This is a genomic window from Amycolatopsis thailandensis, from assembly GCF_042723255.1.
GTDB classification, from domain to species: domain Bacteria; phylum Actinomycetota; class Actinomycetes; order Mycobacteriales; family Pseudonocardiaceae; genus Amycolatopsis; species Amycolatopsis thailandensis.
Window position 1 is genome coordinate 48,142 of sequence record NZ_JBHXJK010000015.1, and the last position, 23,578, is coordinate 71,719.

The 23,578-nt window shown below is 69.7% G+C and carries 6 protein-coding genes; 1 reads left to right on the plus strand and 5 read right to left on the minus strand.

The genetic code is table 11. The annotated features are described in order from the left end of the window. Positions 1-8: 8 nt before the first annotated feature. The 5 genes from ACFWMR_RS08735 to ACFWMR_RS08755 form a co-directional block, all read right to left on the minus strand. Positions 9-17,561, minus strand: coding sequence for a non-ribosomal peptide synthase/polyketide synthase (locus ACFWMR_RS08735; RefSeq protein ID WP_449224319.1), 17,553 nt, complete (start codon positions 17,559-17,561; stop codon positions 9-11). A 78-nt stretch (positions 17,562-17,639) separates the two neighbouring features. Beyond that, positions 17,640-18,938, minus strand: coding sequence for a serine hydrolase domain-containing protein (locus ACFWMR_RS08740; RefSeq protein ID WP_378377967.1), 1,299 nt, complete (start codon positions 18,936-18,938; stop codon positions 17,640-17,642). Between the two features lie 1,849 nt (positions 18,939-20,787). Next, entirely contained in the window at positions 20,788-21,039 is a 252-nt protein-coding gene (locus tag ACFWMR_RS08745; RefSeq protein ID WP_378377968.1) for a hypothetical protein, read from the minus strand. A 295-nt stretch (positions 21,040-21,334) separates the two neighbouring features. After that, on the minus strand, positions 21,335-21,586 hold the full coding sequence (locus ACFWMR_RS08750) for a hypothetical protein (RefSeq protein WP_378377969.1): 252 nt from the start codon (positions 21,584-21,586) through the stop codon (positions 21,335-21,337). Between the two features lie 29 nt (positions 21,587-21,615). Further along, a complete protein-coding gene (locus tag ACFWMR_RS08755) occupies positions 21,616-22,359 on the minus strand; it encodes a hypothetical protein (protein WP_378377970.1) in 744 nt (247 codons plus the stop codon). Between the two features lie 544 nt (positions 22,360-22,903). Here ACFWMR_RS08755 and ACFWMR_RS08760 point away from each other — a divergent pair. Then, the gene (locus ACFWMR_RS08760) at positions 22,904-23,539 is read left to right on the plus strand and encodes a cupin domain-containing protein (protein WP_378377971.1); all 636 of its coding nucleotides are present in this window, start codon (positions 22,904-22,906) and stop codon (positions 23,537-23,539) included. Positions 23,540-23,578: the final 39 nt, after the last annotated feature.

The window sequence follows — 23,578 nt, forward strand, 5'->3', positions numbered from 1 at the left end:
TGGCGTCCTCACGCTTCCGTTTCGGAGGCGAGGCTTTCGAGCTCGCCCAGAATGAGTTCTTCGACCGTTCCGGCCAGCCCGGCGACGGTGCGCGCGGTCAGCACGTCGGCCGGGGTGAGCCGGACGGCGAACAACGCGCCGGCCTTGGCCGCGATGTGCAGGCTCCGCAGTGAATCCCCGCCGAGGGCGAAGAAGTTGTCCTCGACGCCGATCCGTTCCACGCCGAGTACGTCAGCCCAGATCCCGGCCAGCGCCCGTTCGGTTTCGGTTTCCGGCTCGACGTGGCCGGTCTTCAGCGCGGCGGGCGCGGGCAGCGCGTTCCGATCGAGCTTCCCGTTGGTGCTGACCGGGATCCGGTCCAGCGTCACGAACGCCGACGGCACCAGATAGTCCGGCAGCGTCGCGGCCAGGGAGTCCCGGAGGGTGTCATGCCCGGCTTCCGAGACGACATAGGCGACGAGCTGCTTCACTCCGGGCGCGTCTTCGCGGACGACGACCGCGGCCTGCGCCACGGCGGGATGCCGCGCCAGGACGGCCTCGACCTCACCGGGTTCGACACGGAACCCGCGCAGCTTCACCTGGTCGTCCGCCCGGCCGAGGAACTCGAGAACGCCCTCCCCGGTCCAGCGGACGAGGTCGCCGGTCCGATACATCCGTTCTCCGCCCGGAGCGGCGAGGAACCGGTCGGCGGTCAGGCCGGGCCGGTTCCGGTATCCGCGAGCGAGGCCCGCTCCGGCGAGGTACAGCTCCCCAGGCACCCCCGGAGGCGTCGGGCGCAGCTGCGGATCCAGAACGCGGGCGACGATCCCGTCCAGCGGCCTGCCGATCGGGATCCGGTCCGGGACCGGGCCGTCCATCGGATGGGCGGTGGCGAAGGTGGTCGTCTCGGTCGGGCCGTAGCCGTCGACGACGCGCAGTCCCGGGCACGTGCCCAGCACTCGCCGCACCGACTCGGCCGGTACGACGTCGCCGCCGGTCCACACCTCCCGCAGTCCGGTGAAGCAGTCCGGGCTTTCCTGCGCCAGCACCCGGAACAGGCCCGCGGTGACCCACATGCCGGTCAGGCCGTGCTCGCGGATCAAGGCCCGCAGCCGGTGCGCGTCGAGGTCGCCGTCCGGCGCCGTGACCACGCGACCACCGGTGAGCAGCGGAACCCACAACTCGTAGGTACTGGCGTCGAAGGCCGCCGGGGAATGCAGCAGCACGCGGTCGTGTGCCCCGCCGCGGAACCTGCTGTCCCTGGCAAGGGTGGCGACGTCGCGGTGCCGCACGGCGACTCCCTTGGGCGTGCCCGTGGACCCGGAGGTGAACATGACGTACGCCAGCCGGTCAGGGTCGACGACGACGCCGGGATCGCCGTCCGGTTCGTCGTCCACGGAGGACAGGCGGATGCTGTTCGGGTACTCCAGGTCGGAGACGACGAACCGGACTCCGTCGAGCAGTGCCCGTTGCCGCTCCGCCGGGGCCCGGGTGTCGATCGGGAGGTAGGCGCCGCCCGCCTTGACCACGGCCAGTTCCGCCACCACCGTGCCCGCCCTGCTCGTGACGAGGCCGACCGGTTCCTCCGGCCGCAGACCGAGCCCGATCAGCCGGTTGGCGAGCCGGTTCGCCCGCCGGTCCAACTCGGCGTAGGTGACCTGCTCGCCGTCGAGGACGGCCGCCACCACGTCCGGCCGGGCACGCACCTGGGCGGCGAACAGCTCCGGCAGCGACCGGGCCGGGGCCTCGGCGCCGGAGTCTGTCCACTTCGCCAGCTGAAGCTGCTCTTCCAGGGTCAGCATCGACACCTCGGAGAGCACCCGGTCGCCGTCCTTGGCCAGTTCCTGGATCAGGGTGAGGAGGTGCCCGGCGAGGCGGGTCACGGTCGGGGCGTCGAACAGGGCCGGGTCGTAGCCCAGGTCGACGTTCAGCTCGCGGCCCGGCGACGCGACGACGGTGAGCGGGAAGTTCGTCGTCTCGCGGGCCGACAGGTCGCGCACGGTCAGGCCGTGCCCGGCCTCGGCGTCGGTGATCGGATAGTTTTCGAACACCACCAGGCTTTCGCAGAGGTTCACTCCCGCGGGCAGCTCCGCCCAGCCCTGGACGAGCGCGAGCGGAAGATGCCCGTGCCGGCGCGCCTCGGCCTGGCTCGCCTGCAGACCCGCGAGCCACTCCGCGACCCGGCTGTCCCGGTCGATCCCGACCCGGACGGGCAGCGTGTTGATGAAGATGCCGGTGCTCTCGTCCACGCCCGTCACCTCGGGCGGGCGGCCGGAGACGGTGGATCCGAATACGACGTCGTCGTGACCGCGGTAAGCCGACAGCAGCAGGGCCCAGGCCCCTTGCAGGACCGCGTTGTGCGTGAGGCCGTGGCGTTTGACGAACTCGTCGAGCTCCCTCGTCGCCGTCTCGTCCAGGCGGACGGGCAGCCAGTCGGACGAACAGGCGATGTGGCCGGCCGTGGCCGCCCTGTCGCCGGGGACGGGTGAAGGAGCGTCGATTCCGGCGAGGGTGGCGCGCCAGAAGCGTTCGGCGTCGGTCCGGTCGAGGCCGTCGAGCCACGCGAGGTAGTCCCGGAACGGCGGCCTGGCGGGCAAGCTCTGCCCGGCGTACGCGCCACAGACGTCGGAAAGGACGTGGAAGACACTCCAGCCGTCGAGCAGCGCGTGGTGGAACGTCCACAGGACCTGGACCTCGGTCGCCGACAACCGCACGAGCGCCACGCGCGTCAGCGGTGCCTCCGCGAGGTCGAGTCCTTGTGCGCGGTCCTCGGCCAAGAGCCGCTGGAGATCGTGACCGGTCCCGTCGAGCACGCGGATCGGGAGCCTCACCTCGCGGTGCACCACTTGCAGCGGCTCCTCGACCCCGGACCAGACGAACGCCGTCCGCAGGACCGGGGTCCGGTCCACGACCCGTTGCCACGCCGCGGCGAGCCGGTCGAGATCCGTGACGCCTTCGAGGACGAACGTCGCCTGCTCGACGTACATGCCTTGCGTGGTCTGGGAAAGCCCGTGGAACACCATCCCGCCCTGCATCGGCGTCGCCGGGTAGACGTCCTCTACCGCGCGGCCGTCGCCGACCAAAGTGTCCACTGTGGATTGACCGAGGGCGGCCAGCGGGAAGTCCGACGGCGTGCGGCCACCCGCCTCCGGCGCGGCACAGTGCGCGATGATCTCGCGCAGGGCGGCGAGCATCTTTCCCGCCAGGTCTTCGACGGTGCCGCGATCGTGCCGGGTCGTGACGTGGGCCCACGTCAGCTCCAGCGTCCCGGCCACGACCCGGCCCACGATGTCGAGTGCGTGGATCGCGGGAGCGGCCGGGTCGACGTCGGCGTCGAGGGAACCGGTCCGGAACAGGCCCGCCTCCGCGCCGTCGAAGCGGCCGAGGTAGTTGAAGCCGATCTGCGGATCGATGTCCGGCGCGGTCCCGGTGAGGTACCGCAGCGCGCCGTAGCCGACGCCCCGCCGCGGCAGCGACCGGAGCTGTTCCTTCACCGACTTCAGCGCCGCGCCCCAGTCGTGCGGGACGTCCAGCGCCACGGGGAACATGCTGGTGAACCAGCCGACCGTGCGGGACAGGTCGACGTCCTCGAACAGCTCCTCGCGCCCGTGGCCCTCCAGGTCGATCACGGGTGTCTGCCCGGTCCAGTCCCGCAGGACCCGGCCGAGTGCGGTGAGCAGGACGTCGTTGACCTGCGTGCGATAGACCTCCGGCACGTCTTGGAGCAGCGCACGGGTTTCCTCGGCGGTGAGCCGCACGGTCACCTCGCCGAGGTCGGCGATCGTGGCCGGTTCGGCGGCCGGCGAAGGCGGGATCCCGCGCCAGTGCGCCAGTTCGTCGTCGAAGCCGCCGGCGGCGGCGTGCTCGGCCAGCTGCTCCGCCCACGCCAGGAACGACGTCGTCTTCGGGCCGAGCTCGCCGCCGCGGTAGGCGGTTTCCAGGTCCTCCAGCAGGATCCGCCAGGAGACACCGTCGACGACGAGGTGATGCGCGGCCAGGGTCAGCCGCCGCCCGTCGAGCACCGCCGCCAGCAGCGGACCTCGTTCGAGATCGAAGGCGATCTCGTCGGTGAGCAGCTCGGCGGGCCAGACCGGCTCACCGTGCTGGACGCCTTCGCGCTCGAACCGTAGCCGCAGCCCGTCGTGATGCGCCCAGACGGTCTCCAGCGCGCGGCGCAGCGCGGCTTCGTCGACGTCCTCGGTGAAGTCGAGCACCACCCGCTGGTCGAACCGATCCGGCTGGGTGGCGAAGTACCAGCGCTGGATCGGGGTGAGCGGAGCCGTTCCGGTGACCGGCCCCTGCTCGGCGAGCGGACCGGTGCCACCACCGGCGTGCGCGGCCAGCGCGGCGAGCGTCGGATGCCGGAAGACGTCGTGGGGCAACAGGATCAGCCCGGCACGGCGAGCGCGCGACACGACCTGGATGCTGAGGATCGAGTCGCCACCGAGTTCGAAGAAGTTGGCCTCGGCCCCGACGTCCGGGACACCGAGGACGTCCGCCCAGATCCCGGCCAGCGCCCGTTCGGCCTCCGTCGTGGGTGCGGTCCGGGCGGTCTTGTCGCCGAAGTCCGGCGCGGGCAGGGCGCGCCGGTCGATCTTCCCGTTGGCGTTCAACGGGAAGCGGTCGAGCCGGACGAACGCGGCCGGGACCATGTAGTCGGGCAGCGTCCGGCGCAGGAACCTGGCGAGGTCGTCCGCGTCGCCGGTGTGGTAGGCGACGAGCCGTTTGACCCCGTGATCCTCCCTGGTCAGGACCGCGGCCTGGCCGACGCCGGGATGCGCGGTCAGCGCGGTCTCGATCTCCGCCGGTTCGATCCGGAAGCCGCGGACCTTGACCTGCTCGTCGGCGCGGCCGGTGTACTCCAGCTCTCCACGCGGGTTCCAGCGGACGAGGTCGCCGGTGCGGTACATCCGCTCCCCCGGCGGACCGAACGGGTCGGGCCCGAACCGGTCGGCGGTCAGCGCCGGATCACCGAAGTACCCGCGAGCGAGCCCGGCGCCGGCGATGTACAGCTCGCCGGGCGCGCCCTGCGGCACGAGCCGCAGATCGGCGTCGAGGACGTAAGCCCGCATGTTGTCGAGTGGCTTCCCGATCGGCACGGCTCCGGCGACGTCGTCCGGGATGGGATGCGACGTGGCGAAGGTCGTCGTCTCGGTCGGTCCGTAGCCGTCGACGACGATCGTGCCCGGGCACGCCTCCCGCACCCGCCGGACCGCGGCTGCCGGGACGACGTCGCCGCCCGCCCAGACCTCGCGCATCCCGCGGAAGGTCTCCGGAGCCTCCTGAGCGAGCAGCCGGAACAGGCCCGCGGTGAAGAACGCCCCGTGGACGTCGTACTCGGCGATGACCCGCCGGAGCGTGTCCACGTCGAGATCGCCGGGCGGTGCCAGGACGACGGCACCGCCGTTGAGCAGCGGGACCCAGAGTTCGTAAGTGGAGGCGTCGAACGCTGGCGAGGCGTGCAGCAGGACCCGCTTGTGCGCGGCGAATCGCCGGTCGGCCGCGAGGGCGACGACGTCGCGCTGACGCACTGCCACGCCCTTCGGCTTGCCGGTCGAGCCCGACGTGTACATCACGTACGCGAGGTTGTCCGGCGACGCCTCGGGAAGCGCGACCTTCGCGGTCCGGCCGTCGGGGACGACGATCTGCCCGTCATGGACGACGGAGCGGGCGCGGGCCCGGTCGGTGACCAGGATCGGCACACCGTCCAGCAGTGTCTTCAGCCGTGCTGCGGGCGCGCGGGTGTCGAGCGGCAGGTACGCGGCACCGGCCTTGACGATGGCGAGTTCGGCGACGACCAGGTCCGCTGTGCGGTCCATGAGCACCCCGACGACGGTTTCGGGGCCGGCCCCGAGCGACACCAGATACCGCGCGAGGCGGTCCGCCCGCACGTCCAGTTCCGCGTACGTCAGGCGAGCGTCGTCGCCGATGAGGGCGAGGGCGCCGGGAGCGCGCGCGACTTGCCGGGCGAAGAGCCCGGCGAGACTGCCCTCCGGCAGCGGGTGGGCGGTGTCGTTCCAATCACCGAGGATCTGCAACCGTTCGGCGTCGGTGAGCAGGTCGATCCCGTCGAGCGGCCGGTTCAGGTCGTCGGCGAACGCGTCAAGCACGCCGACCAGCCGGGCCGTGATCCGCTCGGCCGTCGCGGCGTCGAACAGATGAGGGTCGTAGCCGACGTCGATACTCAGCCGCTCTCCCGGCGACGCGACGATACTGAGCGGGTAATTCGTCGTCTCGGCGGCGTCGACGTCGCGCAACCGGAGCCCGTCCCGCGTCGCCGCGTCGATCGGGTAGTTCTCGAACACGACGATGCTGTCGAAGAGACCGCCGTCGGCCCCGCTCCACGCCTGGAGCTTCGTCAGCGGCAGATGCCCGTACCTGCGGGACTCCACTTGCCGGTCCTGCAGCGCCGCCAGCCACTTCGCGACCGGAGAGCGATCGGTGGTGACCCGCACCGGCAGCGTGTTGATGAAGATGCCGGTGATGTCGTCGGCGCCGGCCAGCTCCACCGGACGGCCGGACACGGTGGTGCCGAAACAGACGTCACGTTCCCCCGTCAGCCGGGACAGCACCAGCGCCCACGCGCCTTGGAGGACGGTGTTCATCGTGAGCCCCGCCTTGCGTGCGGCTTCCCCGAGTCGCGCGGAGCTCTCGACCGGTATCCGCAGCCATTCGGCGGACCGGCTCGTGTGGTCCCGCGCCGCGAGCCGGGCGGAAGCGGTGAAGTCGCCGAGTTCGCGACGCCAGTGCCGTTCCGCTTCGGTGTCGTCTTGGCGGTCCAGCCACGCCACGTAGTCGCGGAAGGGCGGCCGATCGGGCGGTTCTTCTCCGGCGTACGCGGCGAAGACGTCGGACAGCACCCCGAAGACGCTCCAACCGTCGAGCAGGACGTGGTGGAACGTCCACAGGACGCGGACTTCCGTGTCCGACAGTCGCGCGAGGGTCAACCGCAGGAGGGTTTCCCCGTCCAGGTCGAGCCCCTCGGCCCGATCAGTCGCGAGGACTTCCTGCCAGAACCGCTCCTGAGCCGCCGGCATGTGGGCGCGCCAGTCGAGCCGGGTGACCGGGACGGTGACCCGGCGCCGCACCACCTGCACCGGCTCCGGCACGCCTTCCCAAGCGATCCGTGTGCGCAGCACGGGCGTGCGGTCGACGACGTGCTGCCACGCGTGTGCCAGCGCATCGACGTCGCCGACACCTTCGAGGACGAATCCGACCTGCTGGAAGTAGAGCCGTTCTTCCTGCTGGGAAAGGGAATGGAACACCATGCCCGCCTGCATCGGCGTCAGCGGGTAGACGTCCTCGGCGTCCCTGCCGTCACCGACCAGGAAGTCCACTGTGGATTGATCGAGGGCGGTCAACGGGAAGTCGGACGGGGTCCGTCCACCGGCGCCCGGCGCGGCGCAGTGCCCGATGATCTCTCGCAGCGCGGTCAGCATCGCCTCGGCGAGTCCATCCACAGTGGACTCTCGATGGACGCCTTCGGTGTAGTACCAAGTCAATTCCAGTTCGCCGGACTCGACACGGCCGACGACGTCGAGCAGATGCGCTCGCGCCGAAAGCTCGCTCTCGTCGGATTCCAGCCTGCCCGACGTGAAGCGGCCGAGGTAGTTGAAGCTCACCACCGGGTCGATCGCCGGCGCGGTTCCGGCGAGGTGCCGCAAAGCGCCGTAGCCGATTCCGCGCCGGGGCACCGCCCGGAGCTGTTCTTTCACCGATTTCAGCGCCGTGCCCCAGTCTTCGGGAACGTCCAGCGCGACCGGGAAGACACTGGTGAACCACCCCACGGTGCGGGACAGATCGACGTCGTCGAACAGGTCCTCGCGCCCGTGGCCCTCCAGATCGACGACCGGGACCCTGCCTGTCCAGTCCCTCAGCACCCGGCCGAGCGCGGTCAGCAGGACGTCGTTGACCTGCGTGCGATACGCCGCGGGCACCTCCCTCAGCAGTGCCTCGGTCTCCGCCTCCGAAAGCCGCGCGGTGACCTCGCGCATCGAGGCGACCGTCGCCTCGCCTTCACCGTCGATGGGGATCGAGGTGTCCTGGGGAATCCCTCGCCAGTAGGGCAGTTCGTCGTCGAACCCGCCGTCGGCGGTGTGCTCGGCGAGCCTGATCGCCCATTCCCGGAAGGACGTGGTGCGCGGTCCGAGGTCGATCGGCTCGCCCCGCAGCGCCTGGGCGTAACCGCGATCGAAGTCCTCGGCGAGCACCCGCCACGAGACGCCGTCGACCACGAGGTGGTGCACGGCGAGGGTGACACCGTGCTCGGAGAGGTCGAGGCGGACCAACGGTGTCCCGGCGCCGACAGGCCCGTTCTCCTGCTTCCGGCCGTCGTCGGTGAACCGCATCCGCAGCGCGTCGTGGTGTTCCAGCAGCGCGTCCACGGCCTTGCGTGCCGCGGCGGTGTCGATCCGTTCCGGACCCAGTCGGACGAATTGGTGGAAGTGGTCCGGATCGGCGGTCTGGGTCGCGAAGAACCACCGCTGGATCGGCGTGAGCGGCACCTCGCCGTCGACCGGGCCGCGCTCGACGGCCCCGGTGGCGGCGCGCGCGGCGGCAGCGAGCGCCGCCGGGGTCCGGTGAGTGAACAGGTCACCGGGCAGCAGTTCCAGCCCGGCGCGACGGGCCCTCGACACCACCTGGATGCTGAGGATCGAGTCGCCACCGAGTTCGAAGAAGTCGTCGGTCGCCCCGACCCGTTCGACGCCCAGTACCTCGGCCCAGATCCCGGCGAGCACGCGTTCGCGGTCGGTGCGCGGCGCGACGTGGTCACCAGCCCCGAAATCGGGGGTGGGCAACGCGGCGCGGTCGAGCTTTCCGTTGACGTTGACGGGGAACTTCTCCAGCCGGACGAACGCGGCCGGGATCATGTAGTCCGGCAGGGTCCGGCCCAGGAACTCCCCCAGCCCTTCGGTCTCGCCGACGACGTAGGCGACCAGCCGTTTCACCCCGCCGTCCGCGCGGGCCAGCACGGCGGCCTGCTCGACGCCCGGGTGTTCGCCCAGTGCGGCCTCGATCTCGCTCGGTTCGACGCGGAAGCCGCGGATCTTGACCTGTTCGTCCACCCGGCCGACGAATTCGAGGGCCTCCTGCTCGTTCCAGCGCACGACGTCGCCGGTGCGGTACATCCGCTCCCCCGGCGGGCCGAACGGATCCGCGACGAACCGGTCGGCGGTCAGCCCGGGACGTCCGAGATATCCGCGCGCGAGCCCGGCCCCGGCGAGATGCAGTTCACCGGGTGCCCCCGGCGGGGCGAGCCGGAGGTCTTCGTCGAGGACGTAACCACGGGTGTTGTCCAGTGGCGCCCCGATCGGCACGACGTCGGGCACCTCGTCCGGCAGCGGGTGGACGGTGGCGAAGGTCGTGGTCTCGGTGGGGCCGTAGACGTCGGCGACCAGGGTATGCGGGCACGCGGCCCGGACGCGGCGCAGCGCGACGGCGGGCACGGCGTCCCCGCCGGTCCAGACCTCGCGCACACCGGCGAACATCTCCGGCGCTTCCTGCGCGACCAGCCGGAACAGACCGGTCGTCATGAAGACACCGGTGACGGCGTGGGCGGTGATCACCCGGCCGAGCGTGTGGACGTCGAGATCCCCCGGCGGGGCCAGCACGACTGTGCCGCCGTTCAGCAACGGCACCCACAGCTCGTATGTCGAGGCGTCGAAGGCCTGCGGCGAGTGCAGCAGGACGCGGTCGTGGGTCGCGAAACGCTGATCGGCGGCCAGCGCGAGAACGTCTCGATGCCGGGCGGCGACGCCCTTGGGTTTCCCGGTCGATCCCGAGGTGTAGATGACGTAGGCGAGCTGCTCGGGGTCGATCCTCACGACGGGCGGTGTGTCCGGCGCGTCGCCCGCGTCGGTGACGATCACACCCTCGTGGATCTCTTCCGCCGTGGACAGCCAAGCCTGATCGGTGACGAGGACGTCGGCCTCGGCTTCGCTCAGCAGCAGCCGCAGCCGCTCGGCGGGTGCGCGCAGATCCAAGGGCAGATAGGCGCCGCCGGTCTTCAGGATCGCGAGTTCGGCGACGACCAGGGCGGGCGAACGGTCCATCAGGAGCGCGACCCGGTCTTCTGGGCGGATCCCGAGGTCACGCAGCCGGTTCGCCAGCCGGTTGGCCCGGACGTCGAGTTCGCCGTAGGTGACTGTCTCCGTGTCGGACAGCAGCGCGACGGCGTCGGGATCCCGGCGCGCGCGGGCCTCGAACAGCTCGGGCACCGCTCTCTCCCGCACCTCCCGGGCGGTGACGTTCCGCTCGCGGAGCAGGTGCCGGATCTCCGGCTCCGACAGCATCGGCACCCGTGTCACGGGCTCGTGCGGTGTGTCCGTGAAGGCGCGGATCAGCGTTTCGAGGTGTCCGGCGAGCTGCCGGGCCAGGTCCGGGCCGATCAGCCCGGGGTCGTGGGTCAGCATCAGGGACAGCTGCCGTCCCGGGTACGCGACGACGCCGAGAGGGTAGTTCGTGCGTTCGGCCGCGCGGACGTCCCGCAGCCCGGCGACGTCCGCCACCGGGTAGTTCTCGAAGACGATGATGCTCTCGAACAGGCTGCCGCCGGTGTCGCTCCAGGACTGCAACCGCGGCAGGCCGACGTGGCCGAAGCGGCGCGATTCCGCCTGCGCCGCCTGTAGTTCCCGTAACCAGTCGACGAGGCCGCGCTCCGCGTCCAGCCTGACCCGCACCGGCAGGGTGTTGATGAACAGACCGGCGATGTCGTCCGCTCCCGGCAACTCGACCGGGCGCCCCGAGACCGTCGCGCCGAAGCACACTTCGGTCTCACCGCTGTAGCGCGCCAGGAGAACCGCCCAGGCGCCCTGGACGATCGTGTTGAGCGTCAGGTGGTGCCGTCGCGCGAACGCGTTGATCCGGCTGGTCGTGGCGTCGTCGAAGGTCACCGGGACCCGGGCCGACGAGCTGGCCGTGTGGGCGCGGGCACCTCGATCACCGGGCAATGGGGTCGGCGTCACGCCGGCGAGTTCGGCCCGCCAATGGGTTTCGGCGGCTTCGTCGTCCTGCGCGGCGAGCCAGCCGGCGTAGTCGCGGAACGGGCGCCGCACCGGCGGCTCTTCGCCACGCAGTTCGGCGAGGACGTCGGACAGGACGCCGAAGACGCTCCAGCCGTCGAGCAGCACGTGGTGGAAGGTCCAGATGACCCGGACCGAGGTCGCCGACTCCTTCGCGATGACCAGTCGCATCAGCGGAGCACTGGTCAGGTCGAGCCCTTCGGCGAGGTCTTCGGCGAGTCGCTGCCGCAAGGACTCTTCGGCGTCCCCGGTGGACCAGTCCGGGTAGAACACCGGGATCCCGACGGACCGCCGCGCGATCTGCAGTGGCTGTGGCACCCCCTCCCAGACGATCGAGCTGCGCAGGACCGGTGTCCGCTCGACCACCCGTTGCCAGGCCGCGCCGAGCGCCCTGGGCCCGGGAACGTCGTCGACGGTGAAGGAGACCTGTTCGAAGTAGTTGCGGTCGCCGGGCTGGGCCAAGCCGTGGAAGACCATGCCCGCCTGCATCGGCGTCAGCGGATACACGTCCTCGACGTCCCTGCCGTCGCCGACGAGTTCGTCCACTGTGGACTGGTCGAGACCCGCGAGGGGGAAGTCCGACGGCGTCCGGCCGCCCGCACCGGGTTCGGCGCAGTGCCCGAGGAGTCCGCGCAGGTTCTCCAGCATGCCGTCGGCCAACCGGGTCACGGTGGCTTCGTCGTGCACGCCTTCCGCGTAGTGCCAGGTGAATTCCAGCGTGTCGCCGGTGACCTGGCCGACCACGTCGAGCAGATGAGGACGGACGCCGCCGGGGTCGGCGGCCAAGGACAGTTCGCCGTGCGAGCCGGTGTAGAGCTCACCGGCCAGGTCGAACTGTCCGAGGTAGTTGAAGCTGATCTGGGGATCGATCGCCGGCGCGGTACCGGAGAGATACCGCAACGCGCCGTAGCCGATACCGCGTCGCGGGACCGCGCGCAGCCGCTCCTTCACGGCCTTGATCGCCTCGCCCCACTCGTCCGGGACGTCCAGCGCCACCGGGAACAGGCTGGTGAACCAGCCCACCGTGCGCGACAGATCCACGCCGTCGAACAGTTCCTCCCGGCCGTGGCCTTCCAGGTCGATCACCGGAACCCGGCCGGTCCAGTCCCGCAACGTCCGGCCGAGCGCAGTCAGCAGGACGTCGTTGACCTGCGTCCGATAGACCTCGGGGACCTGTCGCAGCAGTGACCGTGTCTCCTCGGCGGTCAGCCGGGCCGTCACCGCGCGGGCCCGGCCCACCGTGTTCGCACCGATCCCGTCGACGGGGATCGGCGTGACGTCGGGGATCGCGCGCCAGTGGGCCAGCTCGTCGTCGAAACCGCCGGACTCCGTATGCGCGGCGAGGCGTGCCGCCCACTCGCGGAACGACGTCGTCCTCGGCCCGAGATCGGCCTGCCGGTACGCCTGGTCGAGGTCGTCGAGCAGGATCCTCCAGGACACGCCGTCGACGGCGAGGTGGTGCGCCGACAGGTGCAGCACACGCCCTGCCGGAGGACCGGACAGTGACCAGCGCAGCAACGAATGTCCCTCGTCGGCTCCGGCGATGCGCAGCCGCCACTGGCCGCCGTCGCGGGTGAAGGCCGTGCGCAACGCGTCGTGATGCTCGGTCACCGCGGCGATGGCGACGGCGAGCGCGGCTTCGTCGGTGCCCTCGGCCAGTTCGACCGTGATGGCCTGGTCGAAGGTGTCTGGTCCCGCGATCGTGTCGAAGAACCAGCGCTGGATCGGGGTCGGCACGACGTCACCGGACACGGGTCCCCGGTCCGGGGCCGTGGAGACGCCGGTCAGGGTCGGGGCGAGGGCGGCGATGGTCTGGTGCCGGAACAGGTCCGCCGTGGTGATCGCCAGCCCGACCTTCCTGGCCCGCGCGCTGACCTGGATGCTGAGGATCGAGTCGCCGCCGAGGGCGAAGAAGTTGTCCTCGACACCGACCCGGTCGAGGCCCAGGACGTCCGCCCAGATACCCGCGAGCACCGCTTCACGCTCGGTCCGCGGCGCCCTGCCTCCGCTCGCGGCGGGCTCGAAGCCCGGTTCCGGCAGCGCATGCCGGTCGACCTTCCCGTTGGCGTTGAGGGGAAGCGCGTCGAGGACGACGAACGCCGACGGAACGAGATAGTCCGGCAGAGTCCGGCTCAGGACGCCACGCAACACCTCGGTGTCCACGGTGGCCCCCTCGGCCGCCACCAGGTACGCGACCAGCTGTTTGCGACCTCTGGTGGCGCGCGCGGTCACCACGGCCTGTGCCACCTCGACTTCGGCGGACAGGGCACGTTCCACCTCGGCCGGTTCGACCCGGAAGCCGCGGATCTTGAGCTGGTCGTCGGCACGGCCCGCGAACTCGAGAGTCCCGTCCGCGCGCCACCGCCCCCGGTCACCGGTGCGGTACATGCGCTCGCCAGGGGCGCCGTACGGACAGGCGACGAAACGATCGGCCGTCGCGCCCGGCCGGGCGGCGTAACCGCGGGCGAGCCCCGGACCGGCCACGCAGATCTCGCCGAGCGCGCCGCGCGGAACCGGCCGCAGCCCTTCGTCGAGCACGTAGACGCGCATCCCGGTCAGCGGGGTACCGATCGGGATCGTCGAGGGGACCGTGTCCGCCGAGGTCATGCGGAACGAGGTCGCGAACGTGGTGGTTTCGGTCGGCCCGTAGCCGTCGACGACCGCGAGGCCGGGGCAGGTGTCCAGCACGCGGCGCACGGCTTCGGGTGGGACGACGTCGCCGCCGGTCCAGACTTCCCGGAGGCCACGGAAACACTCGGGCGCGTCACCGGCGAAGAGCCGGAAGAGACCGGCGGTGAGCCAGAGCGCGGTGACACCGTGCCGTGCGGTCAGCTCCCGGATGACGTGCGCGTCGACGTCCCCCGGTGGCGCGACGACCACGGTGCCGCCGTTCAGGAGCGGGACCCACAGCTCGTAGGTGGAGGCGTCGAACGCGAGCGGCGAGTGCAACAGCACGCGTTGGTGGGCGGCGCCGGTGAAGCGGGGGTCGGTGGCCAGTGCGACCACGTCGGTGTGCCGGACCGCCACGCCCTTCGGGACGCCGGTGGAGCCCGAGGTGTACTCGACGTAGGCCAGGTTCCCGGGGTCGACCGTAGCCGTGGCCGCCTCCCCCGACGTCGGCAGCGTCAAGATCTGTCCGTTGTGGACGGTGACGGCGGTCTCGTGCCAGGTCTCGTCGGTAAGAAGAACGGGGGCGCCGTCGAGGAGCAGGCGCAAACGCTCGGCCGGGGCACGCAGATCCAGTGGCAGGTAGGCGGCACCCGCCTTGAGGATCCCCAGCAGCGCCACCACCAGATCGGGCGACCGGTCCATCAGCACGCCGACCCGGTCTTCGGGGCGCACGCCGAGCTCGATGAGCCGTCCCGCCAGCCGGTCGGCTTCGGCACGCAACTCGCCGTAGTCGAGGCGGTCCTCGCCGAAGAGCACCGCGGGGTCGTGCGGGTGCTGTTCGGCGTGCTGGTCGAACAGGCGCGTGATGGTCATCGACGGAGCGGGGTCCGGCGACGGCAGGAGTCCGCGGTCCGCCTCGGCGAGCAGCGGAAGATCGCCCACCAGGCGGTCGGGATCGGCGGCGATCCCGGTGAGGAGGACTTCCAGGCTCGCGGTCAGCCGCTCGATCGTCGCGCTGTCGAAGAGCGCGGTGGCGTACTCGATGGTGACCCGCAAGCCGTCTTCCGTCGGCCAGAACTCGACGACCAGGTCGAACCGGGCCGACGGCCGGGGCAGGTCGTGTTCCGAGACTCGCAGGCCGGCGACCTCACGTGGGCGGACGAGCGGGCTCTGCAGGACGACGACCGCCTGTATCAGCGGTGTCCGCGACGGATCGCGTTCCGGCTGCGTCTCTTCGACGACGCGGTCGAAGGGGACGTCGGCGTGCGCGAACGCCTCCAGCACCGTTTCCCGGAAGCCGGCCAGGAACTCCGGGAACGGCCGGGCACGGTCGACCCGCGAGCGCAGGACGAGGGTGTTGACGAAGAACCCGGTCAGCGACTCCCATTCGGGCCGGTCGCGTCCGGCGACAGCGGTGCCCACCGCGATGTCGCGCTGATCCCCGTAGGCCGACAGGAGCAGCTGCACGGCCGCGGTCAGGGTCATGAACAAGGTCGCCCCGTGCGGCCGTCCCGCGGCGGTGAGACCTCGGACCAGATCCGCGGGCAGATCGTGGCGGTGCACCGCACCTGCCGTACTGCGCTCGGCCGGCCGCGGGCGATCGGTCGGGAAAGCGAGCGGTTCAAGCCCGTCGAGCGCTTCACGCCAGTAGCCGAGCTGGGCGTCGTCGTCGGACTGACGGCGCCAGTGCGTGTAATCGCGGTAGCCCGACTCCAGCGGCGGCGGGGCCACACCGGCGTAGAAGTCCAGCAACTCACCGGTCAGGATTCCGATCGACCGGCCGTCGGTGACGATGTGGTGCTGACACAGGACGAGAAGGTGTTCGTCCGGCGCCTGACGGTAGAGCGTGGCCCGGGTCAGCGGGCCGGCGCGCAGGTCGAACGGGACGCTCAGGTCCGCCGCCAGCGTGGCGTCGTCCGCGGCGGTTTCCTCGACGCGCAGGGGTATCCCGGCCGTGTCGGCGATGCGCTGGAAACCCTCGTCGAAGGTGGTGCGCAGGGACTCGTGACGGGCACAGAGCGCGACCAGCGCACCGCGCAGGGCGTCGAGATCCAGCGGCCCGGAAAGCCGGAGACCGACAGCGGTGTTGTATTCCGCGCTGTCCCCGGTCAGCTCGTCGAGGAACCACAGGCGCCGCTGGGCGGGCGAAAGCGGCGACATCCGGGATGGCGGTGCGGTCGGGATCGTGTCGTTCGCGGCCGGCTGTGCCTCGTCGACCAGCCGGGACAGTCCGGTCACGGTGGGCGCGTCGAACACCGCGCGAGCGGACAAGGTCACGCCGAAGGTCCGGCGCAACCGGGACAACGCCTGCACCGCGAGGATCGAGTCACCGCCCAGGGCGAAGAAGTCGTCATCGACGGCGACACCGTCCGTTCCGAGCACGCCGGCCAGGACCTCGGCGACGGCGCGTTCGGTGTCCGAGCGCGGCCCGGTATCCGTCCGGCTCTCTTCCGGCGGTGCGGGCAGTGCGCGGCGATCGACCTTCCCGTTGGCGCTGAGGGGAAGCGCGTCGAGGACGACGAACGCCGACGGCACCATGTAGTCGGGCAGCACCGCCGCCGCGGACTCCGCGAGGTCGCCGAGCGCTTCTCCCGGCTGGGCCACGACGTAGGCGACCAACCGCTTGACGCCCGGTCGTTGCTCGCGGGCGACGACCACGACCTCGCCCACTCCCGGCGCGGCGGCGAGCACCGATTCGATCTCGCCGGGCTCGACCCGGAAACCGCGGACCTTGACCTGGTCGTCGGCCCGGCCGAGGAATTCCAGTTCGCCGTCGTCGTTGTACCGCACCAGATCGCCGGTCCGGTACATACGACCGCCGGGTACGCCGGGATCGGCCACGAAGCGATCCGCGGTCGCGCCGGGTCTGCCCCAGTAACCGCGGGCCAGACCGGATCCGGCCAGGTGCAGCTCCCCCGCCTGCCCTGCCGGGACGGCGTTCAACGCGTCGTCGAGGACGTGGGCGCGGACGCCGTCGAGTGGACGGCCGATCGGCACGGAGTCCGGCACACCGTCCTTTGACGACATGGGCCGTGACGTGGCGAAGGTGGTGGTTTCGGTGGGGCCGTAGCCGTCGGTCACGGTGAGGCCGGGGCAGGCGTCCAGCACCCGACGGACAGCCGCCGCCGGGACCACGTCCCCGCCCGTCCAGACTTCTTCCAGGCCGAGGAAACAGTCCGGCGCCTCCTGTGCCACGACACGGAAAAGCCCGGCGGTCAGCCAGAGCGACGTGATCGCGTACCGGCCGACGATCTCGCGCAGCACCTCCACGTCGTGGTCTCCCGGAGGCGCGATCACCACCGTCCCGCCGCCGAGCAGCGGAACCCACAGCTCGTAGGTGGACGCGTCGAAGGCGGCGGGCGAATGCAGCAGGACGCGGCGGTGCGCGCCGCCCGCGAACCGGCTGTCGGCCGCCAGCGCCGCGACATCCCGATGCCGGACCGCGACTCCCTTCGGGGCCCCTGTCGAGCCCGACGTGTGCATGAGATACGCCAGCTGATCCGCGTCCACTCGCGGCGGCGCCGCTTCCGGCGCGGGAAGCGATCCTCCCGCGACGACGACATGTCCACTGTGGATCCGCGCCGCCCGCTCCGGCTCGTCGGTGACCAGCACCGATACCTTCGCCGAAGTCAGGACCAGCCGTGAGCGCTCGTCGGGAGCACGCCGGTCGAGCGGCACGTAGACCCCGCCCGCCATCACGATCGCCAGTTCGGCGACGACGAGTTCGGCGGATCTTTCGAGCTGCAATCCGACCCTGTCCTCGGCACGCACTCCGAGCCGCGTCAGCCGGGCGGCGAAGCGTGCGGCCCGGTCGGCCAGTTCGGCGTAGGTCAGCTGTCCACCGTGACCGTCCACGGCGACCGCGTCCGGGGCGGAACGCACCCACGCGGCGAACAGTTCCGGCAGAGCGGCGGCTCTTTCCGTTTGCGGGGCGGCCGTCGTGTCGAACACGGTCATCTTTTCGGTACCTTCCGGGCACAGCAAGCAAACCCACCGAGATGGGCAGGGGGACGGGGAGGGAGAAACGGCTCAGTGACGCCGCGCGAGGCGGCCGCCGATTTCGATCGCGGTGGCCGCGCCGGGTGTTCCGCGCAGGCGGCCGCACGGCGTCGGGCGCCCGGTGACGGGGTCGCGCACCGTGAACGAGGCGTCGTCGTGGAGGGTGAACTCGGGGAATATCTCGCCGTCGACGACCAGGTCGGCTCCGGCATGTCCGCCGGGACGGATCGTGTAGTCGAGAGCGCCGTTGCGGTAGGTGCCGAAGTCGCCGGCCGGGAACGGGACGGGCCGGGCCGGTACGGGCTGCCGTCGTTCCGGGATCGCGATATCGAGCGCGCGGAGCTCGGCGACGAGGTCGTGCCACATGTCCGTGCCTGCGGCGCCGTTCGCCGTGAACGCGACGACGCAGGCGCCCCCCTGATCGATCCGCAGCTGGCAGGAGGTGCCGTCGGCGGTGCCGTCGTGGCCGAGCCAGACTTCGCCGTCTTCCTCGTAGTGCGCGATCCCCAAACCCCAGCCGTCGGCCAGACCGAACGGCTCGGCGTCGGGCACCCGCCGGTGCATGTCCGCCGCGGTCACGACGTCGAGCAATCCCGGCTTTCCCAGGTGGACCCGGCCCAGTTCGATGAGGTCCGCGGCGCTCAGCGCCAGCGCGCCCGCGGGTTCGAGCATCGGCGGCAAGGCCTGCTCGACGGGGCGCGCACCGGTCGGTCCGGTGGCACGGCCGTGTCCGGTGACGGTTCTCGGGCTTCCGGCGTAGGCGGGCTCGATCTTCAGTGGTCGCAGGAGTATCGCCTCGACGGCTTCACGCCAGGTCATCCCGGTGACCGCTTCGATCACCGATCCCACCAGGGCATAGCCGAGATTCGAGTACGAGAACGCTGTCCCGGGCGGGGAGACGGGAACCGCCGCGCGGATTTCACGCAGGCACGCGCCGGTGACGTCGGCAGGATCGGAGGGCAGGCCGCTGGTGTGGCTCAGCAGATGCCGTGGCGTCATTCCCTCGGCGAGACCGGGGTCGCCCAGTATCTCGCCGACCGGCTGGTCCAGTTCGAGGTCGTCGTCCGCGATCAGCGCCATCACGACCGTGGCGGTGGCCAGTTTCGTGACCGATCCGATCGGTACGGCGGACGACGGGCTCATCGGTCTCCGTCTGTCCTGATGTTCCACACCGGTCTGGACCACTGTCGTCAGGCCGGCTTCGAGCACCGCGAGCTGTGCTCCCGGAACGCCGTGCCTGCTCGCCAAGCCGGTCAGTACTTCTTGGAACCGCCGCGTCGGCACCTGTTTCCGTCCAGTGTGGCCGTACTGTTCTGGCGCAGGCCGCATGACCGATTCCTCCCCTGTCAACAGAAAATCCGAGTTGAGAGCCGCGTTCCGTACCGCGTCACGTTCCTTGTTCCCCCACCCGTGGAACGGTGTGTCCACATCGGGCCGGAACAACACGCTGCCCGGGGAGGGAGATCGTCTGTACCGCCAATGGTGGGAAAGGCTGCTCGGCCGAAAAGCTCTCGACACTACACAGGGTGGCAATATCTGGCTTTCATTTAATTGAACCAGTGTCAACCCGACGCACATCCTGGAACCACATCGAGCACCGAACACAAAGAAGGCAAGCTCGAAGTAACACATCCACGGGATGGCGGATGCGTTAAGAACAAACGAAGAGGGAAGTTCCAGCCGCCGGACTCGGCGCCCGACGAAACAATCGCGGACTCCCTCCCTTCTTCGACTTTTTCCAGTTCAGGCCGTTTTTCGACGTAGGCGACGCCATGACGGCGCCTCCTGGTTCCCTGCGGACCGTCGATTCAAACGCGGAAAAGCGGAAACGGGCGCCCGAAGATCACTTCTTCCCCGTCCGCAACGCCACCAACTGCGGAAACGAGAAAATGATCTTGCCAATCCGGATTCTCATCATGTGAGCAGCACGGTCATGCGCACGTGCAGCGTATTGTGCAACCCCCGAAAACGGCCTTATAACGGCCACTTTCGATCATCGATGACATCAGGGTGATACGGAAGAACGCGAATTCACCCGTTTGCCTGTAACGGAATCTGCTCCGTGACTGACCCGACCTTCGTCGGTTGCCTACTCGAACCTCCATTGGTAGATACGGACTCGCTCTCGAATGTGGTCCAGACCACAATGGGAAGTTCTCCGGGCGCGGTGAAGTGGAAGTCGCTCAACCTCTTCCCGGCGGAAGGAGATCGTCGGTTCGGAGTCGTCGCCAGGCTTCACGACGGCGCCGCTGTGCCGAGGGGTCGGCGACGGTACGGGCGCCGACCCAACCGAGGTCGATGTGGCCGTCGATCGTGCGTCACCGGTCGCGCAGCTGCGAATTTTCGAGGAATACGCTGTCACGCAGCGCCAGCTTGATCGTGCCTTGTGCTGCGCGACCTCAGTCGCGCAGCCAGGTTGGGGACGATAGCGGTGAGTGCTGCCGGAATGCAGACACGTTCGGGTGTAACGCGACGGCCTTTGACGGCACACGTTCAGTGGAACACGTCAGAAGTTTTGCTCCGTAAGTTGGGTACTCCGCCGGCAGCGGAAAAGCTGCAGTTGCCGCTGCCACAACGTATCCAGCGCCTAGGAGGGTGACGTGAGGGTAGGTCTCGGCAGAAAGATCGCGGTGGCTGTGGCGACATTGGTGCTTGCGGCGACAGGGACCGTTCCGGCTCAGGCCGTGCCGGGCGGCTCCGCTGACGTCAATCAGGTATTGGGTGGTACGCGCCAGGTAACCGCGACCTCGATGACGCTGTGGAACGCGCCTTCAGGCGGTTCCTGGGCGGGTACCTGGTCGTGGCCTCGCTGCTTCGTGTGGACTGCCATCGAAGGATCCAACCGCTACCGGACCACGACCGAGAGCGGCGCGACCGTATGGGTTACCGCGGACCCGGCATACAGCACTCCCGGTTGCATCTGACCATCAGAAGCACCGTGGCCATCTGCCGGCGGATGCGGTAGATGGCCACGGCTCAGCTGGAACCACCCCGCGATGCCACGGGACGGCACGGTGCTACCTCGACGGAATGGCGATTCAGCGAGACCATCAGCGTCGTTGAGTCGCCTTTCCCGAACACCGGAGCCGGAACTGTGAAGCAGCGGAAATCCGGGCTCCCGTTACTGAACTTGAGGCAACTGGTCATAGCAGACCGCAACTGGAGGCCAACCAGGCTACTAGGGGGCGCGATCCTTACGCCGGTGTGATGGACAGTCCGGTGACGCCGGCGTGGGTGAGGGCCTCGACGACCCGGCCGGTGGCGGCGAAGTCCAGAACTGCACGCCGTTGGCGAAGCGCAGATCTTTGGCGGGGTCGTCGTCTTCGATCGCGAATCCGACGAAATCGCCCAGCCGCGAGCCGTCGTGGTCGACGACGTCGACAGGGAAGGTGCGGTAGCCGGTGGCCCCGATCGAGGCCAGGGCGTTCACGAACCGGCGGGAGGCGATCTTGGTGTCGCCGGCGATCCAGCCTGCAGGGCGATCTGGTCCGCACCTACCGGGCGTTCCTCGCCCAGCGTCGCGCGATCCGGCCGGCCGAGGAGTACCGCGAACCGACCGATGCGGAATGGCCTGAGTTCCAGCAGCATTTCCAGGAACGGGTGCCAGCACGAGCACGCGTGCTTAACCGAAATGATCTTGAAGTGGGTTTGGCGGTATCCGAACCGTCACTGTGACCCTCTGCCACGAAGGAATCTTCGCGATGCGTTACTGCCGGGCGTGTCGATCAATCAGTGAGGTGCCAGTGGTCATGCCGCGCTGCCAGGCGTCGCAGTCGTCGGAGGTACTGGCCGCGGAAGCGGCGCTGAGTGGTCTCGACTCGAACGAAGTCCGGGTCAGCGAAAGCCTCGTAGTAGGCGTTCTCGGCATCGTCCCGGCCGCCATCGGCGTCGACGAGGCGTGCGAGGGCCTCCTTCTCCGGCGGTCCGCTGGGAAGGTTGGCGACCCACTCGGCCTTCGGCGTGTCCGAACCATCCACTTCACCAGTATGCCCCTCAGCCCTGGCCATCAGTACTGAACACCCACGTCGGCGGCTATGCATTTCAGCCTCTTCAGCCACTCGGCAAGAGCGGTGTAGTCGGCGTCGACGAGGCCATGCTGGGGGTCGACGCGTTGCAGTAGAGCAGGTGCCCGATGGTGTGTGCGCACCCACTTCCGATCGGCGTCGGTGATCTCGTCGTCGACCCAGGCGAATGGCAGTCCTGCGGCCCAGTCGACGAGCGCGCGGGTCTTCCAGTGCAGTCCATCTCGCCCGTCCTGCCGCTCATACTCGGGAGGCTCCGGCCAGTCGACCACCGGCAACTGCGGAAGGCCCAGTCGCGGCGATAGGCATTCGTTCGCTTCGGCGCCCCATGTTGTGGACCAGACCAGATCGCAGGGCAACGCGGTCAGACGGGGCCCATGCCCGGGATCGACCCTGGCTAGGAGTGGGTTCGAGCTGGCGGCGGGTGAGTCGTCGTCGGAGGGATATATCGGGTACTGCCCTGACGGAGCGCCGAACGGGATGAGCGGCCCGTCGACGTCAAGGAACAGCAGCGGCCGCGCTCCAGAGCCTGTCACGACTGCACGATAGCCGCCGATTCGGGGGCGGTGTCCCCAGGCGTGTCGCTCGGGGGCGCGCATGGCCTCGAGTTTCTGGGCTGCGGCGGCCATGGTGGTTTCGATCGCGGCGACCTCGCCCAGCCAGCCCTGCTCTTTCGCCTCGTCCAGACGGTCGACGAGGTTGGCGTGGCTCTCCTCCAGCCGCGGCAATTGGGCTGGGTCAACCCGGAGGAGTGGGCACCTGACACAGGCGTTTTCATGCGCACAAGGGGATCCATAGTCACGGCCGCAGGTTCCCAATGCGACTTTCCGCAACTCGAAGTGGGCGAGGAACTCGGCCCACTCGGCTGCCATCCCAACCTCCACGGGCCGTCTTCTCTGACCGCACGGGATCAGAGCAGAAACGCTCCGTCATTCGCGGTGACTCGCGAGACCCGGCCCTGCCGAAACCAGGCGGATTCGTCACTGTCAGTCCACGTCGAACCAACCCGGCGAACCTCGATGTCGGACAACACCGGCGACAGCCTGGACCATTCCCGAGCCGCACCCTCGGCCGGTCGCCTCCGCCACTGCGGCCTCGACGGCCTCAGACCGAGCGCGCCGGAAATGTCGTTGTTCCACAGATTCAGGAGCGCGGCCGCTCATCGCGACTCGCGATAGCAGTGATCCGCGCGAGACACTTTCCGGTCTTCGTATTTCTGGAAAGAATCATGAGGAAGCTAATCTTCCTCGTTCTTTGGGAAAGGCGGAGAGAATGTCGGAAATCAGCAGGCGGGGTGCGCTCGGCGCGGGTGCGGGAATCGCCGCCGCGACTGCGCTCGGGGCGACCGGGACGGCGGGGGCGAGCTCGGAGGAACCGGCCAAAACGACCACGCCACCGTATGTTTTCCCGCTCGCCAAATCCGCGCCGGTCGTCCATGACGGTGGGACGTTGCGTGGAGCCCACGAGAAGAACTTCCCGGTGCTGGCCGGTCAGCAGGGCTCGGTGTATCTGGTGCACCTCGATCCCGGCGGGGTCCGCGAACCGCACTGGCACCCCTCCGCGTGGGAGCTGAGCTACATCATTTCCGGCAAAGCGGACTGGAGCATTCTCGGCACGCACGAGGACGGCAGCTACCACAACCAAGTTTTCAGCGCGAGTACAGGGGAACTCGTCTTCGCCCCGCAGGGGTTCTTTCACTATTTCGCGAATGCCAGCACCACCGAAGGCCTGGACGTGCTCGTCATGTTCAACACCAGTACCGGGGAGCCGAACGACGACATCGGCATCGTCGGGACGCTGAACTCGCTGCCGAGGGAGATTCTCGCCGCCTCGTTCGGGGTTCCGGTGTCCGCGTTCGCCGCGATCCCCAAGGACCTCAAGCCGGTGGTGATCACCCGCCGCCGGTAGTGGCAGCGCACACACCTGGTAGACGGTCGTGCACTGACA

Excerpts from the sequence above, each read along its gene's own strand:
- ACFWMR_RS08760 (WP_378377971.1), top strand. The coding sequence starts at position 22,904 with ATGTCGGAAATCAGCAGGCGGGGTGCGCTCGGCGCGGGTGCGGGAATC.
- ACFWMR_RS08740 (WP_378377967.1), bottom strand. The coding sequence starts at position 18,938 with ATGCGGCCTGCGCCAGAACAGTACGGCCACACTGGACGGAAACAGGTG.